The following is a 16,236-nucleotide window of genomic DNA, read 5'->3' as shown; positions in this document are numbered from 1 at the left end:
CGGGGCAGGGCGCCCGCATCCGGCGATCTCCCCCCTTGAGGGGGAGATGCCCGGCAGGGCAGAGGGGGGTGGCCGCGTCGCGCACCGTCGCTGAGCCTCTGTCAACATCGACATGCCACCGGAGATCCCACCCATGAACACGCTGATCTTCCGAACGATTGCGCCCTTCCTGACAGCCCTGATGATGCTGTTTTCGCTGTTCGTGCTGCTGCGCGGCCATAACGAGCCGGGTGGCGGCTTCATCGGCGGGCTGATCGCCGCCTCGGCGCTGGCCATCTACGGCATCGCCTATGGCGTGCAGGCGGTGCGCCGCGCCATCTGGTTCCATCCGATGTCGATTGCCGGTGCCGGGCTGATGCTGTCGGCGCTGTCGGGCATGGTGTCGATCTTTGCCGGCGTGCCGTTCATGACGGCGCTGTGGATCTATCCGCGGATCGGCCAGGTGGAGGTTCCCTTCGCCACGGTGACCAGCTTCGACATCGGCGTCTATCTGGTCGTCGTCGGGGCCATCACCTCGATCGCGCTGGCGCTCGAGGAAAGGGACGAGGACTGATGGAAACCCTGTTTGCAGCCCTTGTCGGCATCTTCTTTGCCGCCGCCTTCTACCTGATGATGTCCAAGCATGTGGTGCGCATCCTGCTCGGCATCGTCATCCTCGGCAATGCCGTCAACCTGCTGCTGTTCACCACCGGCCGGCTGACCCGCGAAGTGCCGCCGATCATCGCCGACGGCTCCGACACGCTGCCGGCGGCCGCCGCCAATCCGCTGCCCCAGGCGCTGATCCTGACGGCGATCGTGATTTCCTTTTCCTTCTTCTGCTTCCTGCTGGTGCTCGGCTACCGCGCCTATCAGGACCTGAAGACCGACGACACCGACGAGATGCGCGTGGCCGAGCCCGAGAGCGAGCCGCTGCCGCCGTTGGGATATTGATTGGGATGCGCATGGCATTGATCACCCCCCTCCGGCCTGCCGGCCCTCTCCGCCTCAAGGGGCGAGATCAGCCAGCCCGCATCACGCAGACTATCTTGAACCTTAGCATCTGCCGCAGTGACGAGCTTCGAGGGCGAACGGGACCTGCCCGCGAGTCGATCTCTCCCCTTGCGGGGGAGAGGGCCGGCAGGCCAGAGGGGGGTAGCCCCTTCTGCAACCTCGGAGGAGCGATCTGATGGCCGCATCCTCGCACGCCTCCACCGTCGATCACGCGCTCGCCTGGGTCATGCCGCCGGCGACCACGCAGCAGTGGCTGGTGATCCTGCCGGTGGCGCTCTGCCTGATCGCGGGCGCCGGCCTGATGATGCTGCGCCACCAGATCCGCATCCATCCGCCGATCGCGATCGCCACGCTTGCGCTTCTGACCGTCATCGATGCGCTGCTGCTCTGGCGCGTGTCGGTCGATGGCCCGATCACCATGATGATGGGCCGCTGGCTGCCGCCTTTCGGCATCGCCTTCACCGTCGATCTTACCGGCGCGCTGTTTGCGCTCGCGGCTGCCATCGTCTCGCTGTCGGGCGCCGTCTATGCGCTCGGCGACATCAACGGCTCGGGCCGGCGCTATGGCTTCTATCCCTTCCTGCTGGTGCTGACGGCCGGCGTCACCGGAGCGTTTCTCACCGGCGACATCTTCAACCTCTATGTCTGGTTCGAGGTGCTGCTGATCTCGTCCTTCGGCCTGCTGATCCTCGGCTCCGAGCGCGAACAGATCGACGGGGCGCTGAAATATGCGATCCTCAATCTGATCGGCACCACGCTGTTCCTGATCGCGGTCGGCTATCTCTATGCGATCTTCGGCACGCTCAACATGGCCGACATCGCCCGCAAGGCCGGCGGCCTGCGCGACCATGCGCCGCTGATGACGCTGGCGACCCTGTTCGTGCTCGCCTTCGGCATGAAGGCCGCAGCCTTCCCGGTGAATTTCTGGCTGCCGGCCTCCTACCACACGCCGCGCGTCGTGGTTTCGGCGCTGTTTGCCGGCCTGCTGACCAAGGTCGGCATCTATGCGCTGCTGCGCGTCATGGTCATGTTGCTGCCGGTCGAGCGCGACACGCTGAGCCTGGTAATCGGCCTTGCAGCGGCGCTGTCCATGCTGCTGGGCGCGCTCGGCGCATTGGCGCAGCGCGATGTCAGGCGCTTCATGGGCTTCATCATCATCGTCGGCATCGGCTATATCGCGGCGGGTGCTGCGATCGGCGGGGTGGCCGGCGTGTCGGCGGCGATCTTCTATGCGCTGCATTCGATCGTGCTGATGACCGCGCTCTATCTGGTGGCCGGCGAAATGCGCGCCCGTGCCGGGTCGTTCCGGCTTGACGAGCTCGGCGGCCTGTGGCGCGTCGCCCCGGTCTTTTCGGCGGTCGCGCTGGCGCTGTTCTTTGCCGGCTCCGGCCTGCCGCCGTTTTCCGGCTTCTGGCCGAAGGCCATGCTGGTCAAGGCGTCGATCGATATCGGTGCCTGGTGGCTGGCTGCAGCCATCCTGATCTCCGGCTTCCTCATCACCATGGCCTTCGGCCGGCTGTTCCTGCTGGCCTTCTGGCGGCCGCATCCGCTGGCGCAGGACAATCCGGATGCCGTCGTCGCCAGCCCGCACGGGGCGTCGGAGGATCTGCTGCGGCTGGCCCCGATCATCGTCCTGACGGCGCTGGTGGTCGTCTTCGGCATCTTCCCCGAACAGCTGCTGCAGCTGTGCCAGCGGGCCGCCGAGGGCCTTTCCGACCCGACGGCCTATATCCAGTCTGTCTTTGGCCAGGGAGGCACGCCATGACGCTGTTTGCGATCAATCTGGTGATGGCGGTGATCTGGGTCGCGGTCTCGGGCAGCGCCTCGCTGCTCAACCTCGCCTTCGGCTTCGTGCTGTCGACGCTGGCGCTCGGCCTCATCCGCGAGCAGGTCAACGGCGTCGGCTATCTGACCCGCACGCTGCGCTTCGCCTCGCTGATGCTGCTGTTCCTCGTCGAGCTTGCCAAATCGGTCTGGAAGGTTGCCATCCTGGTGCTGGCACCGAAGCTGAAGCTGGAGCCCGGCATCTTCGCCTATCCGCTGAGGGTCGAGCGTGATTTCGAGATCACCCTTCTGGCCAATCTCATCACCCTGACGCCCGGCACGCTTTCGGTGGATGTCTCCGACGACCGCAAGAAGCTCTATGTCCACGCCATCGACTGCTCCGATGTCGAGGGCACGATTCGCGACATTGCCGAGGGTTTCGAACGCAAGATCATGGAGACCTTCGAATGAGCTCTCCCGCCTATATTGTCCAGCTGGCCTGCTATGGCGCGCTCTTTCTGCTCGCCATCGCCTTCCTGATGACCGTCTACCGTGTGGTCAAGGGGCCGACGCTGCCCGACCGGGTTCTGGCGCTCGACATGCTGGTCGGCATCGTCATCGGCTTCATCGCGGTGATCGCGATCCGCACCGGCTACACGCTCTATATCGACATCGCGATCTCGCTCGGCCTTGTCGGCTTCCTGGCAACCGTTGCCTTTGCCCGCTTCATCCTGGCGCGTGGCGTCGAGGGGGAGCACCCGTCCGAAGACGAGCCGGTGTTCAGCACCGAGCAGGGCCGGCCGCAATCGGTGCATGGCAGCCGCACCTCGAGCCCGGCGCATGCCGGTGACCTGGTCGACGCCGAGACGTCCGGCGTGCCCTCGCATGCGCCGGCCGATGCGGCCGAAGCGAAACCGGCGGCGACCGGTCCGGCGGAAAACGACGGGGTCGCCGAAAACCGGCCCTCCGCGTCGGTGCGCAAGCCGCGGGGGCGCAAGACCTCGGCCGCCGCTCCGGCACCGGCAAAGGCGAAGTCCGAAGACGCCGCCGCTCAAGGCGACAACACAACCAAGAGTGGTGGAGCGTTGCGAAAGGCCGGCCGGGCAGCGTCCGCACAGCCTTCGGCGCCGACGACTGCCGCGCCGCGCAAATCCCGCCGAAAGGATGACAAGTAATGGCTTATGTCTTGGCGATCGTGACGGCAATATTGATCTTGGGCGGTGCGTTTTTCGCCCTGACGGCGGCGATCGGAATCAACCGTCTGCCGGACCTCTATACCCGCATGCATGCGGCCTCCAAGGCCGGAACCGTGGGCTCCGGACTGTTACTGCTGGCGGTCGGATTGCATTCGGGCGATGTGGCGACGTTCAGTCGCGCACTTGCCGGCTTTCTTTTCTTTATACTCACTGCCCCGGTTTCGGCACATTTGCTTGCCAAAGCTGCACATCAGGTCGGATATAGTCTGCATTCGTCCAGTGTTCGCGATGATCTTACAGATGAAATCGTTTCATAGGATTTTAATGGTTTTTCGACGCCGTACCGCATGTAAGTTTTAGTTGTGTTTCTGTGTTTTTACAGTCACTAATTTTCTCCCCCAAGAATTCCCACCTCAAAAATCGGTAAAATATCGATTGGACTTTCCTTCAAAGAATGGTATTCGCTCATATTGAGCAAGGATGCTTCACGTCTTCCAAAATGGGTTGTGTGGTAAGTAAATCCGGCAGTATTTCGAAATCCTTTTGAAATCACGTCGGAATATTCATTTCCAAACGCGCATTCCGGTATACTCTGCATCCACAGGTCGCTCGCCGGCTTCATCACAGGGAATTTAGGGGTAGATTCCTGCGTTGCATTTTGCGCGGATGATGAGACGGCGATCTACTGTTTGCTTTATGCATGACAGCGCCGAAGGGCGTGACGGGCAAGTCTATGAATAGGAGACAACACTATGACAGAAATGGTCCAGGAGTCCGATCAGGGCCTTTTGGTAGAACTGACCGCTGAAATCGTGGCTGCCTATGTCGGCAATCACGTTGTTCCGGTCGGCGACATCGCCGGTCTGATCTCGGATGTCCATACGGCATTGAGCAGCACCAATACCCCGGTCGTACCGCAGCCGGTGGCCGAAAAGCCGAAGCCGGCAGTATCCGTTCGCAAATCCGTCCAGGACGACCAGATCATCTGCCTGGAATGCGGCGGCAACTTCAAGTCGCTCAAGCGTCACTTGATGACCCACCACGGTCTGAACCCGGAAGAATACCGCGACAAGTGGGACCTTCCGCTCGATTACCCGATGGTAGCACCCGCCTATGCCGAAGCACGTTCGCGTCTGGCAAAGGAAATGGGTCTCGGCCAGCGCCGCAAGCGCAGCAAGTAAGCCAGCGATCCGGATCGCCGTTTTCTGCAAGGCCGGACCTCCAAGGGTTCGGCTTTTGCTTTTCCGGTCGACAGCCCCGCGTCCCGCTTCGGGGAAATTTCCGCAGGGTAAGCTGCAGGGTTGAGGAAAATAATCCCATATAAATATGGGGCCGGCGCCAAAATCTGTCCACAGTTTCAAGGGCGGCTCTGGTTGCACCGCCTTTCTTTTTCCACCTGTTTGTCCATAGGGTGTATGAAATAATTCCTATTTTGGGAGTTTGTCATGCACCACGATCCTTTCCAGCAGATCGAGCCCGCATATTTCGCGGTCATTTCCACCCGTCCGTTCCGGGTAAGCTTCACCGCCTCGCAACGGGTGTGCCTCGTGCCCTTCGGGCCGGGCGCGCCGCAAGGCCCGCTCTCGCCCGGTCTTCGCCTGGATGGCGAGGGGCGGGCGGCATCGCCGGATGCGCCCGGCGCATGCCGCATCGATGGCGAGGCTGCGCGCAAGGCCTGCCGCGCCATCCAGCGCATGGCCGAAGAGCTGCTGACGCTGGAGATCCACAGCACCTTTGTCGGCAAGGGCCGCAGGGCCAAGACCCGCACCCGTCACATCGCCATCTATGTCGCCCATGTGGCACTCGGCATCGGCCAGCAGCAACTGGCCGATGCCTTCGGCCGCGACCGCTCGACGGTCAGCTATGGCTGCGCGGTGATCGAGGATCGCCGCGACGATCCCGCCTTCGACGGTTTCATCGGGCTGCTGGAGCGCGTGGTGCAGGCCGCCTTCGCACCGGAGGCCGCCGATCATGAATGACGGCAAGCGCCAGGCGGCAGAGGTGACGGCAGAGGCGACGGCAGAGGTGAGGGGGGAGGCGAAGGCGGGCCGCAACGCCGGCATGGCAGCGCTGGGGCGGCTGCTGCGATTCGTGCTGGCGGGCGCGCCCTGCCGGGTGACGCCTGTCGGCGGCGGCTTCGCCGATATCGCGGCCGCCGACGGCAGCCTGCGCCGGGTGCCGGCGAACCTTGTGACGGACGGCCTGCGGCGCGGACTGCTGATCGCGGGTGACGGGGCGATCCGCCCGGCGCCGGAGGCCCGCGCCTTCCTGCGGCGGCTGGCCGCCGATACGGTCGAGGATGCCTGCGCCACCCAGCATCGGCAGATTGAGCGCAGCGTCCTGCCGGCCGGGTCGGGCGAGCTCTCCGGCCCGGTCAGCCGCAACCTGAAGGAATCGCCGCTCGGCCCGCTTTCCCGGCTGAAGGATCGCAGCGGTGTCGCCTATTTTCCCAAGCCGGCGCTTGCCGCCGCCGACAGGCTGGCGTCGGATTTCGACCGGGCCGGCCTGCAGCCGCGGATCACCCAGAGCTGGGCGCCGCGGCTTGCCGAAGCGTCCGGCCGGCGCGGCGTGCCCGACAATGCGATCAGCGACAGCGCGGCGGCCGCAAGACGGCGGCTCGACCGGGCGATGGAAGCCATGGGACCGGATCTGGCCGGCGTGGCCCTCGACGTCTGCTGCTTCGGCAAGGGACTCGAACTGGTCGAGCGCGAGCGGCAATGGCCGGTTCGCGCCGCCAAGCTGATGCTGCGCACCGCGCTGCTGTCGCTGGCCCGCCACTATCAGCCCCCGAAGCCGAAGCCCCGCAGCCGCCATTGGGGCGCCGACGATTTTCGCCCGCAACTGTGACGGCAAGGGCAGGGGGACGGGAGATGGAAGGGGAAGCGGAAAGGCGGAAGGGAAGGGAGACCGGAAGGAAAGAGATAAAGGCCGGCTGGGGAGGGCGGCGCCGCCGAGGAAAAACCGTCGGCGCTGCTGGCCGGCTCAGGCGGCGGCGAGCTTGCGTGCGGCTTCCTCCCGGATCCGCTGGACCATCGAGCGCAGGCCATTGGCACGCTGCGCCGAGAGATGCTCGATCATGCCGAGTTCGGTGAACAGCTCGAGCGCGTCGAACTTGACGATGTCGGAGGCATGCTTGCCGGAATAGGCCGCCAGGATGATCGCCACGAGGCCCCGCACGATATGCGCGTCGGAATCGCCCTCGAACGAGATCACCGGATCGTCGCTCGCGTCTTCGGTATGCGAGACCAGCCATACCTGGCTGGCGCAGCCCCGCACCTTGGTGTCGCTCGTGCGCTTCTCCTCGGCGAGTTCGGGCAGCGCCTTGCCGAGTTCGATCACATAGCGGTAGCGATCCTCCCAGTCGTCGAGAAAGGCGAAGTCGTCGATGATCTCTTTGAGCGCTGTCATGGCGTCTTCCATGCTTTCGGGAGTGTTATCCCGGATATAGGGGATCGACGGCGCGATGAGAACCATGGGACGGCTTAAAAAAAGGGGGTGTCGGCATTTCGTGTCGACCTGGCTTTTCGAGCGGGCGATCTTGCGCTCACCGGAGCTGGCCAGCCGCGTCTTCAATGACGGAAAGGCTCTCCTGGTCGGTGAAAGCTTCCACGCCGCTTCGGGGTAGAAGTGTGTAACCGATCCCCCGGGCCACGGGGGCAGGGATTTGGACCGCTCTGGTTGACCGAACCGCGCACGCTTAGCCGGTCGGCACCTCGGTCCGCGTGCGGCCCCACTTCTGGCGGCGCTCGCTACCGCGGAAAGGGCAGTGGGGTGGTCTGCGCTTCGATGTCGAGAATCGCTTGCGTCTTTCGCTGGAGATCCCGGATCTTCGGTCGGGCGCCTTCGATCCGGGCGGGTTCAGTCGTCGAAGGCCTCTTTAAAACGGCGAAAGTCGTCGTGTGACAAGGGCCTCCACCGTTGGAAAAGCGGCGTGATATCGGCCATTTTCCGACATGCCGACGCGCCAACACGCTTTGTTGTACCCGTCAAAAAAATCCCCGCCCGAGCGGGGCGGGGGGAGCCAGGAATGGCTTCAAGTTGGACCTGCGGGACAGGCATGGCAGGCAACGGGCGGGGCGGAGCGGGTCCGGCCCCCGGCCGTGGAATTTCAGGGACGGACCGGCTTTGCGAGGGGCACCGGGATAGTGGCCATCTGCGGCACGGTGCCGGTCACCAGCGTCGCATTGGCTGCGCCCGGCAGGGCCGGCATCGGCTGGTCGAGTTCGGCAACCTTGGCGCCGGTGTCCTTGTTCAGGTGCGAATCGAGGATCTGGAAGGCGACGAGGGCGCCGTCGCGGGCCCGGGCGCTGACGGCACTGAAGGTCTCGGCACCCTTTTCGCAGACGGCGGGCTGCTCGATGCAGATCTTGGCGAGATACTGATAGGCCCCGGACGCGGCGCTGACGGCATCGGCAACATCAAGCGTGCCGGCATCCGAGGTCTTCGCATCGTTACCGCTGACGCCGAAAAACGACAGTGCAACCAGAACGATGGTGAACCAGAAGGAGCCTTTGATCAGAAACCACATTGTCTTTGCCTATCCCTGCTGTCGGCGTGTTGTTGCCGGGTTGTCCGCAGACCTGTTGGCCGTTCGTTGGGCAGAGACTAGGGGGGGAAACCGAATTTCGTTTTTCAAAAAAGAGCCGCCTTTGTTCAAAGTTTAAGTAAAATGCCGCCCTTCCGGTTTTGTGCCGCCGGTTGGCTCAAAGTTTAGCAAACAGCGTTAATCAGGTTTGCGGCAAGACGGCGGCAAAGCCTTATGGTTGCAGGACTTGTCCCCGTCGAATGGTTAATTCCGACACGAATTGTGCACTTACGGCCTGTTAACCATGAATGGAAGGCTCTGAAATTTATGTGCCAAAATGGGCACTTGGGCTCTGTTAACCGGTCCGGCCGCGGTCCGCCCTTATCTTTTCCTTAAACCGCCCTGCCTAAGGTGACCTGACTGTATTTTGTCACGGAATGTATGCGTGTCTGTATTGAGTAAAATCGCAGGAAAGGGCCTCGGCGCCGTCGATAATGTCGCGCGTCTTGGCCTTCGTCGTGCGCTGGGACGCGAGGCTTCGGCGGTCGATGTGGTGCGCATGCGCTGCGCCCTCCTGGCTTTCGTGCCCAAGCCCTTTGTCCTGCCCTGCCTTCTGCTTCTGGTTGTCGACCCGACGACGGCGCTGCCGCTCGGCTTTGCCCTCGGCCTGGCGCTGCTTCTGTTGGCAGCCGGGCTGGTGCTTGCCGTCTCCGTCGTGCGTGACGAGCCGGAAGACATCGCCGCGCATCCGTCTGCGTCGCGCCAGAGCGTGCCGAGCGCGCTGCTGCCGGGTCTGGTGCTGCGTCTCGACGCGCAGGGCCATGTGGTCAGCGCCGACGGCCGCGACCGGGATGCCCTGTTCCGGCAGATGCGCGAACCCTATGGCCGGCCGCTCGCCGAACAGTTTCACGTGGCCGACCGGATCGGCTTCCTGCAGGCGCTCGACGCGCTGCGCCTCGGGGAAGACGACGCCATTGTCGAGCTTCGCCTGCAGCGCCCGTCGCCCGAGCGCCAGGACGGCCCGTTCATGATGGTCCGGCTGGACATGGTGGCCGAGCGCGGCGCCGACGGCGGGCTGGACGGTGTCTTCGTCCAGCTGCGCGACGCGACGCAGACGCTGATCGATCGCCTTGAAATGCGCGCGCTGCGCCAGGCGGCGGATGCCGCGGAAGAGACCAAGGCGCGCTTTCTCGCAGCCGTCAGCCACGAGCTGCGCACGCCGCTCAACGCTATCCTCGGCTTTTCCGACATTCTGGGCGGCGAATATTTCGGCAAGCTGCAGAACGATCGCCAGCGCGAATATGTGCAGCTGATCCACCAGTCCGGCACGCATCTGCTGTCGGTGGTCAATGCCATGCTCGACATGTCGAAGATCGAGGCGGGCCGTTTCGAGCTGCAGAAGGAAGATTTCCCGATCGCCCAGACGATCCGCGAATGCGAGGCCATGCTGGCGCTGCAGGCGCGCGACAAGAATGTCGTGCTGTCCAGCCGGTTCGGCCCGGATCTCGGCCACATGGTCGCCGATCCGCGGGCACTGCGCCAGATCCTGATCAACCTGGTCGGCAATGCGATCAAGTTCACCGAGACCGGCGGCGCCGTGATGATCGACGCGGCGGTTGCCGACGGCATGCTGACGGTCGCCGTCTCCGACACCGGCATCGGCATTGCCGAGGACAAGCTGCCGCTGGTCGGCCGGCCCTTCGCGCAGATCCATAACGACTATGCCCGCCGCTACGAGGGCTCGGGTCTCGGCCTGTCGCTGGTCAAGGGGCTGATCGGCTTGCATGGCGGCCGGTTCAAGCTGGCCAGCCGCCAGGGCGAGGGCACCGTCGTGACCATTTCGCTGCCGCTCGACGGCCATGGCGAACTGGCCCAGCCGGTGCACGAAGACACGGCCCCGGTGGAATTTCCGCCGCGGCTGAAGGACGGCGACCGGCATGCCCCGGCCGCGGAAGAGGCGCTCTGGGTGGGCCGCGCGGTGGCCGCTGCCCGCGCATCATGACCGGGCGACCGATGACGAGTGACAGGACGAAAAGAGGAAAGTGAATGCGATGACGCGCAAGCGGAAAAGCTCGAAGCGTAAGCCCCGGTCGCGGGTGATGCCGCTGCTTCTGGCCGGCGCTGCGGCGATCAACCGCCAGGTCGCTCGGCATCCGGCGGCACTCGGCGGCACGGTGTGCTTCTTTGTGGTCTTCGGCTTCGTTGCCGCCAATGCGCTGTGGTATCAGCCGGGCCGGCATCCGGCACCTTTCCTGAAGACCCGCGAGCCCGGCCATTTCGCCGCGATTGCCGGCGTGCGCCGCAATCCGCTGCTCGATCAGGCCAATGGCCGCGTCACCACCTTCCGCATCGAGCGCGAAAATGCTGCCAATGCCGCATCGCCGTCCGCCGCCATGGCCAATGCGGCCGGGGCGGGCGAGGCGGATCCGGTGCTGACGACAGCCGCCGTGCCGCTGCCGCGCCCGGTCGGCGACCTGAGTGCCGGCCAGCGCGTCGACGTGCGGACGGATAACGGCGTCGATCCGGTGGCCGCGGCGATCCTGAGCGCCGATGCCAGCCTGCCGGCCGACCCCGCCCTTCCGAGCCCGCGGCCCAAGGCTGTCGCAACCGGCGGCGATGTCGCCAGTGCGGTGCCCGTCCGGGCTGAACCCGTTGCCGCGGTCCCGCAGGATCCGGCCCAGTCGGTGGAAATGGTGCTGGAGATCCAGCGCGGCCTTTCCAACATCGCCTATACCGATGTCACCGTCGACGGCGTCGCCGGCGCGCAGACCCGCGCGGCGATCCGTCATTTCGAGCATCACTACCGGCTGCCGGAAACCGGCGAGCCGAACGAACAGGTGCTCAACAAGCTCCGGTCGATCGGCGCCCTCTGACATCCGGTCGGCGTCGCCAGGGCGGATACGGCCGGGCGTAGAAGGTCAGGGCGCGGGATCGAGCGTCGGGCTGGTGCCGTGGCGCAGGCCCTCGACCAGCAGGGCCACCATTCGCCGGGCGTGATCCGGCCGCTTGTCATGGGTCGGCATCGAAAGCCCGGTGACGGCACCCAGCAATTCCAGCGAATCGACATCCTTGCGCACCTCGCCGGCAGCCGCGGCGCGCAAAAGCAGGCTTTCCAGCGCCGGTTTCAGGTTTCCCTCGAAATAGGCCGGCAGCGCCTCGAAGGCCGGGTCGCCCGAATGCAGCGCCTTGGCCAGCCCGCGCTTGGCCGCCAGAAAGTCCACATAGCGCTGCAGCCATTTCGCCAGTGCGTCGCCGGGACCGTATTCGGCCGCGAGCTGGGAAGCCGCCGCCGCGCAGCGGTCGACCTCCTGGCGAAAGACGGCGGCGACCAGATCGGCGCGTTGGGGAAAATTGCGGTAGACTGTACCGATGCCGACGCCCGCCTTTTCGGCGATCTCGCGCACCGGCGCGTCGACGCCGGATGTCTTGAACACCTCCAGGGCCGCCTTCAGCAGGGCATCGCTCGAGCGCTGCGCGTCGGCGCGGACCCGCCGTTTCGCCGGCGTTTGCGGCGCCTGCGCCTCGATGTCTTGCGTCGTTTTCACCATCGCGTCCACGTCCTGCGCCCGCCGGTGGCGCAGCCTCTTGCAAAACGGAACATTGTTCCGTATATATGCGGAATGCTGTTCCGCTTAATGCAGGCTAGCACGGCGACAAGCTTTTGACCACACCAACGATCGAAGAGGAGCGTGCCATGCCGCACGAGACCAGCCCTGCCGCCGACCGGGCGCGCGAACTGCAAAATGCCGGCGATCACGCGCTGATCGGGCGTGCCGCCGGCCTGCCGGCAGGCGCGCCCGTTTCGGTCTTCTCCTTCGCGCCGGTGGCGCTCGATATTCCCGGCCGCCCGGTCACCCTGACCCTGCGCGTCACCGCGCCGGCCACCGGCACCGGCCTGCCGATCCTGCTGCTGTCGCACGGGCAGGGGCGTTCCAACCACCTGTCCTCGCTGAACGGCTATGGCCCGATGGCGCAGTTCTGGGCGTCGCAGGGCTTCGTCGTGCTGCAGCCGACCCATCTGAGCTCGAAATCGCTCGGTCTCGATCCCGAGGGTCCAGGCGGTCCGCTGTTCTGGCGCGCGCGCGTCGAGGACATGTCGGCGATCCTCGATCGTCTGGACGATGTCGAAGCCGCCGTGCCGGGCCTTGCCGGACGGCTCGACCATGGCCGGATTGCCGTTGCCGGCCATTCCATGGGCGGGCACACGGCGGCCATGCTGCTCGGCGCCACGCTGGTTGATCCGGAGGATGGCCGCCTGGTCGACCTCACCGACCGGCGGATCAGGGCGGGCGTCCTCCTGGCGGCACCCGGCAATGGCGGCGCCGATCTTTCGACCTATGCGGCGCAGCATTACGGCTTCTTCTCGACCGTCAGCTTCGCGACCATGGCGACGCCGGCCCTGGTGGTTGCCAGCGACGACGACGTCTCGCCGCATCTGACCGTGCGCGGCGCCGACTGGCACGCCGATCCCTGGCGCCTGAGCCCCGGGCCGAAATCGCTGTTCACCATGGCCGGCGGTGGTCACTGCCTCGGCGGCATTTCCGGCTATGACACGGCCGAAACCAGCGACGAGAGCCCTGAAAGGGTGGCCGTCGTCCAGCGGATGACGCTCGCCTGGCTGAAGACGCAGCTTGGTCTTGCCGACGACGCCTGGCAGCAGGCGCAGGCAGCGCTAGCCGCCATCGGCGGCCTTGGCACCGTGCAAGAGAAATAGCCGGTCACCGGCAGCCATACTTCGAACCATCCGAGACCGCGGGCCGGCTGCCTTTCGCAGCGGCAACGCACCCCCATGCCAAAACCACAGGAGACAGACATGCACTACCGCACGCTCGGCAAGACCGGCATCAAGGTCAGCCCCTATTGCCTCGGCGCCATGATGTTCGGCGCCCAGGGCAATCCCGATCCCGAAGACGGCATCCGGATGATCCACAAGGCCCTCGACGCCGGGATCAATTTCATCGACACCGCCGACTTCTACAGCCAGGGCCAGTCCGAGGAGATCGTCGGCCGGGCCCTGAAAGGTCGCAGGGACAAGGTGGTGCTGTCCACCAAGGCGCATCTGCCGATGGGCGAAGACCCCAACATGCGCGGCAATTCGCGCCGCTGGCTGACGCAGGCACTCGACGACAGCCTCTCGCGTCTGGGCACCGACCATGTCGATCTCTATTTGATGCACCGGCCGGACCCCGACACCGATATCGAGGAGACCCTGTCGGTACTGAGCGACCTGATGCGCGCCGGCAAGATCCGCGCCATCGGCTCCTCCACCTTTCCCGCCTGCGACATCGTCGAGGGCCAGTGGGTGGCCGAGCGCCGCGGCCTGCAGCGCATGCGCGTCGAGCAGCCGCCCTATTCGATCCTCAATCGCGGCATCGAGCGCGAGGTGCTGCCCACCTGCCTGAAATACGGCATGGGCGCCATGGTCTGGAGCCCGCTTGCCATGGGCATGCTGACCGGCCGCTACCGCAAGGGCCAGCCGATGCCCGACAGCGCCCGGGTCAAATATTTCCCCGAGCAGATGGGCGATGCCCGCCGGCTCGACGCGGTCGAACAGCTGATCCCGGTGGCCGAGGAGGCCGGCCTGTCGCTCGCCCACATGGCCATGGCCTTCGTCATCGCCCATCCGGGCGTCACCTCGGCGATCATCGGTCCGCGGCTGATGGCTCATCTCGACGATGCGCTGGCCGGTGCCGGCGTGGTGCTCGACGATGCAGTGCTGGAGCGGATCGACGCCATCGTGCCGCCGGGCAGCGATGTCGGCCGGCTGGTTCCGGATTACGATCCGCCCGCCGTCACCGATCCGTCGCTGCGCCGCCGTCCTGCGGGCGCCCGCGCCGCGGCCTGACAGGGGGCCGGGAAGGCGAGGGGGCGGCGTTCCGCCCTCTCGGTCGCCATGGTTCGATTTGGCCAAGGGCTCCGAACGGCCTCGTCCACCGTTGCCCAGGGGACTAGGCCGTAAACGCATGTGTTGCAATGCGACAATTTACAACTAATTTACCGTGTCGGTCGCATCATCCCGTTTCCTTTGGAGGAGGGGCTTGATGGGAATGGCACACACTGCGCCGGCAGCCGGCGACGAGGACGCGACACACTCGATCGGGGTGCCCGGCGCGGCACCGGACGCGCGCGATGCGGCAGCCGCGGCCGCAGGTCCCGATGCCGATGAATTGCGCGCCATTTTCGCAGCCCTTGGCGAGGACACCTCGACGCTCGGGCTCGATCTGGTCGACATCGCCGGCACCGTCCAGGACCTGGCGCAGATGTCGAAGCGCCATGCCGGCCAGTTCTCCCGGATTGCCACCAATGCCCAGGCGATCGCCGCGATCAACCGCAAGGTCGCCGGCACGCTCGGCGAAATCGACGCAACCGCCAGCGACGCCCGCGACATGCTGGCGAAGTCCTCCGAGCGCATGGCCGGCGCCGTGACCGCAATCGACAGCCTGGTCGAGGTCTCCTCCCGGATCAGCGGGGAGATCGGCGGCTTCGGCCAGTCGCTGGCAGATGTCGACAAGGTGGCGACCGAGATCGGCACGATTGCCCGCCAGACCAATCTTCTGGCGCTGAACGCCGCGATCGAGGCGGCACGCGCCGGCGAGGCAGGCAAGGGCTTTGCCGTCGTTGCCAGCGAAATCCGCGCCCTGTCGCTGCAGACCACCCATGCCACCGGCGCGATCCAGGCGACGCTGGTCGAATTGCGCGACAAGATCAACCGCCTGTCGGAGGCCGGCACCGGAGCCAGCCGCAATGCCGTCGGCGTGCGCCAGACCTCGCAGGAGATGAGCGATGCCTTCGGCGCCATGGAAGCGGTGATCACCCGGGTGCTCGACAGCGCCGTGATGATGGCCGGCACGACGAAGACCGTCGAGCAGGAATGCGCCGCCTTCATCGACGTGCTCGGCGAACTGACCGGCGATGTGGAACAGTCCGACCGGCAGCTGCAGGGCGCCAGCGGCCGGGTCGACCGCATGGTCGGCCTGTCGGAGCGGCTGATCCAGCGGATCGCCGAGGCCGGCGTCGAGACTGCCGACAGCCGCTGGATCGGCACCGCGCTCGATGTCGCAGCGCAGATCGCGCAGGCCTTCGAGACCGCCGTCGACCGTGGGGCGATCGACCTTGCCCGGCTGTTCGACCGCAGCTATCGGCCGATCCCGGGCTCGGATCCGCCCCAGGTCATGGCCGCCTTTACCGAGCTTGCAGACCGCCTTCTGCCGGCAATCATCGAACCGGTCGCGGCCAGCGACGACCGTGTCGGCTTTTGCGCCGCGGTCGACGACAATGGCTATCTGCCGACCCATAACGCGAAGTTCTCGCAGGCCCAGCGGCCCGGCGACAGTGTCTGGAACACCGCCCATTGCCGCAACCGGCGGATCTTCAACGATCGGGTCGGCCTTGCCGCCGGTCGCTCGACCGCGCCCTTCCTGGTCCAGACCTACCGCCGCGACATGGGTGGGGGAAATTTTGTTCTGATGAAGGATATCTCCGCTCCGATCACCATCAAGGGCCGCCACTGGGGTGGTCTGCGCATTGCCGTAAAGCTCTGAAAACGTTTAATTTCCGTAGTCGGTCGTGCGGACTTTAGCGCTGCGGAAACCCGCCGCAATTAGTTCAGGCTCCTGTCGCATCTGCCCGTTTTTTGGGCGATCGTGAGACAGACAGGGGTTGAACTAGCCCCTATTCTGCCTCAATTAGCCAACCTTCACGCGCGATCGGCGGCGGGGGACGCCCGTCGATCGCTGACTTCCCCAATGTTCTGACGACAAA

The 16,236-nt window shown here is 65.5% G+C and carries 16 protein-coding genes and 1 pseudogene; 14 read left to right on the top strand and 3 right to left on the bottom strand.

The genetic code is table 11. From position 1 onward, the window contains the following. Nucleotides 1-133 precede the first annotated feature (133 nt). From J2Z17_RS23570 to J2Z17_RS23530, 9 genes and pseudogenes are all read left to right on the top strand, one after another. Nucleotides 134-553, top strand: coding sequence for a Na+/H+ antiporter subunit B (locus tag J2Z17_RS23570; protein ID WP_209948976.1), 420 nt, complete (start codon nucleotides 134-136; stop codon nucleotides 551-553). Next, nucleotides 553-930 carry a Na+/H+ antiporter subunit C gene (locus J2Z17_RS23565; RefSeq protein ID WP_209948974.1) on the top strand — a complete coding sequence of 126 codons (378 nt, stop codon included), beginning with the start codon at nucleotides 553-555 and terminating at the stop codon, nucleotides 928-930. Before J2Z17_RS23570 ends, J2Z17_RS23565 begins: the two co-directional genes overlap by 1 nt. Nucleotides 931-1,165: 235 nt before the next feature. Then, a complete protein-coding gene (locus tag J2Z17_RS23560) occupies nucleotides 1,166-2,755 on the top strand; it encodes a Na+/H+ antiporter subunit D (protein ID WP_209948972.1) in 1,590 nt (529 codons plus the stop codon). After that, complete coding sequence (locus J2Z17_RS23555; RefSeq protein WP_209948970.1) at nucleotides 2,752-3,225, top strand: Na+/H+ antiporter subunit E; 474 nt, start codon at nucleotides 2,752-2,754, stop codon at nucleotides 3,223-3,225. The genes J2Z17_RS23560 and J2Z17_RS23555 overlap by 4 nt, the downstream gene beginning before the upstream one ends. Further along, nucleotides 3,222-3,506, top strand: a pseudogene (locus tag J2Z17_RS23550) (cation:proton antiporter); the annotation flags it as partial. The gene J2Z17_RS23555 and the pseudogene J2Z17_RS23550, both read left to right, overlap by 4 nt. Nucleotides 3,507-3,928: 422 nt before the next feature. Further along, nucleotides 3,929-4,267 (top strand): monovalent cation/H(+) antiporter subunit G, encoded by a 339-nt coding sequence (gene mnhG, locus J2Z17_RS23545; RefSeq protein WP_209948968.1) that lies wholly within the window; start codon nucleotides 3,929-3,931, stop codon nucleotides 4,265-4,267. A gap of 435 nt (nucleotides 4,268-4,702) precedes the next feature. Further along, the gene (locus tag J2Z17_RS23540; protein ID WP_209948965.1) at nucleotides 4,703-5,131 is read left to right on the top strand and encodes a Ros/MucR family transcriptional regulator; all 429 of its coding nucleotides are present in this window, start codon (nucleotides 4,703-4,705) and stop codon (nucleotides 5,129-5,131) included. Between the two features lie 264 nt (nucleotides 5,132-5,395). Then, the gene (locus J2Z17_RS23535) at nucleotides 5,396-5,929 is read left to right on the top strand and encodes a transposase (RefSeq protein WP_209948963.1); all 534 of its coding nucleotides are present in this window, start codon (nucleotides 5,396-5,398) and stop codon (nucleotides 5,927-5,929) included. After that, on the top strand, nucleotides 5,922-6,797 hold the full coding sequence (locus J2Z17_RS23530; RefSeq protein ID WP_209948961.1) for a DUF6456 domain-containing protein: 876 nt from the start codon (nucleotides 5,922-5,924) through the stop codon (nucleotides 6,795-6,797). The genes J2Z17_RS23535 and J2Z17_RS23530 overlap by 8 nt, the downstream gene beginning before the upstream one ends. Before the next feature lie 135 nt (nucleotides 6,798-6,932). Here J2Z17_RS23530 and J2Z17_RS23525 read toward each other — a convergent pair whose 3' ends face one another. Beyond that, a complete protein-coding gene (locus J2Z17_RS23525) occupies nucleotides 6,933-7,358 on the bottom strand; it encodes a SufE family protein (protein WP_209948959.1) in 426 nt (141 codons plus the stop codon). 700 nt (nucleotides 7,359-8,058) lie between these two features. Beyond that, complete coding sequence (locus tag J2Z17_RS23520; RefSeq protein WP_209948957.1) at nucleotides 8,059-8,478, bottom strand: DUF5330 domain-containing protein; 420 nt, start codon at nucleotides 8,476-8,478, stop codon at nucleotides 8,059-8,061. Between the two features lie 442 nt (nucleotides 8,479-8,920). On the opposite strand from J2Z17_RS23520, the gene J2Z17_RS23515 reads away from it, so the two are divergent. Together J2Z17_RS23515 and J2Z17_RS23510 are read left to right on the top strand one after the other, a co-directional pair. Further along, a complete protein-coding gene (locus J2Z17_RS23515) occupies nucleotides 8,921-10,477 on the top strand; it encodes a sensor histidine kinase (protein ID WP_342454456.1) in 1,557 nt (518 codons plus the stop codon). Nucleotides 10,478-10,526: 49 nt separating this feature from the next. After that, nucleotides 10,527-11,348, top strand: coding sequence for a peptidoglycan-binding domain-containing protein (locus J2Z17_RS23510; protein WP_209948955.1), 822 nt, complete (start codon nucleotides 10,527-10,529; stop codon nucleotides 11,346-11,348). Nucleotides 11,349-11,393: 45 nt separating this feature from the next. On the opposite strand, the gene J2Z17_RS23505 is transcribed toward J2Z17_RS23510, so the two are convergent. Next, nucleotides 11,394-12,023, bottom strand: a complete 630-nt coding sequence (locus J2Z17_RS23505) for a TetR/AcrR family transcriptional regulator (RefSeq protein ID WP_209948953.1) — start codon at nucleotides 12,021-12,023, stop codon at nucleotides 11,394-11,396. A gap of 146 nt (nucleotides 12,024-12,169) precedes the next feature. Between J2Z17_RS23505 and J2Z17_RS23500 the strand changes: the two genes are divergently transcribed. The 3 genes from J2Z17_RS23500 to J2Z17_RS23490 all read left to right on the top strand — a co-directional run bounded on the left by J2Z17_RS23500 (nucleotide 12,170) and on the right by J2Z17_RS23490 (nucleotide 16,016). Beyond that, nucleotides 12,170-13,189 carry an alpha/beta hydrolase family protein gene (locus J2Z17_RS23500; RefSeq protein WP_245224317.1) on the top strand — a complete coding sequence of 340 codons (1,020 nt, stop codon included), beginning with the start codon at nucleotides 12,170-12,172 and terminating at the stop codon, nucleotides 13,187-13,189. Nucleotides 13,190-13,288: 99 nt separating this feature from the next. Next, nucleotides 13,289-14,320 (top strand): aldo/keto reductase, encoded by a 1,032-nt coding sequence (locus J2Z17_RS23495; protein WP_209948951.1) that lies wholly within the window; start codon nucleotides 13,289-13,291, stop codon nucleotides 14,318-14,320. A gap of 196 nt (nucleotides 14,321-14,516) precedes the next feature. Beyond that, nucleotides 14,517-16,016, top strand: coding sequence for a methyl-accepting chemotaxis protein (locus J2Z17_RS23490; RefSeq protein WP_245224316.1), 1,500 nt, complete (start codon nucleotides 14,517-14,519; stop codon nucleotides 16,014-16,016). Nucleotides 16,017-16,236 lie beyond the last annotated feature (220 nt).

The sequence above is a fragment of the Heterorhizobium halophytocola genome (assembly GCF_017873095.1).
GTDB lineage: Bacteria > Pseudomonadota > Alphaproteobacteria > Rhizobiales > Rhizobiaceae > Allorhizobium > Allorhizobium halophytocola.
Note: the sequence above shows the minus strand (reverse complement) of the source record. Positions and strands in the feature narration are given on the sequence as shown.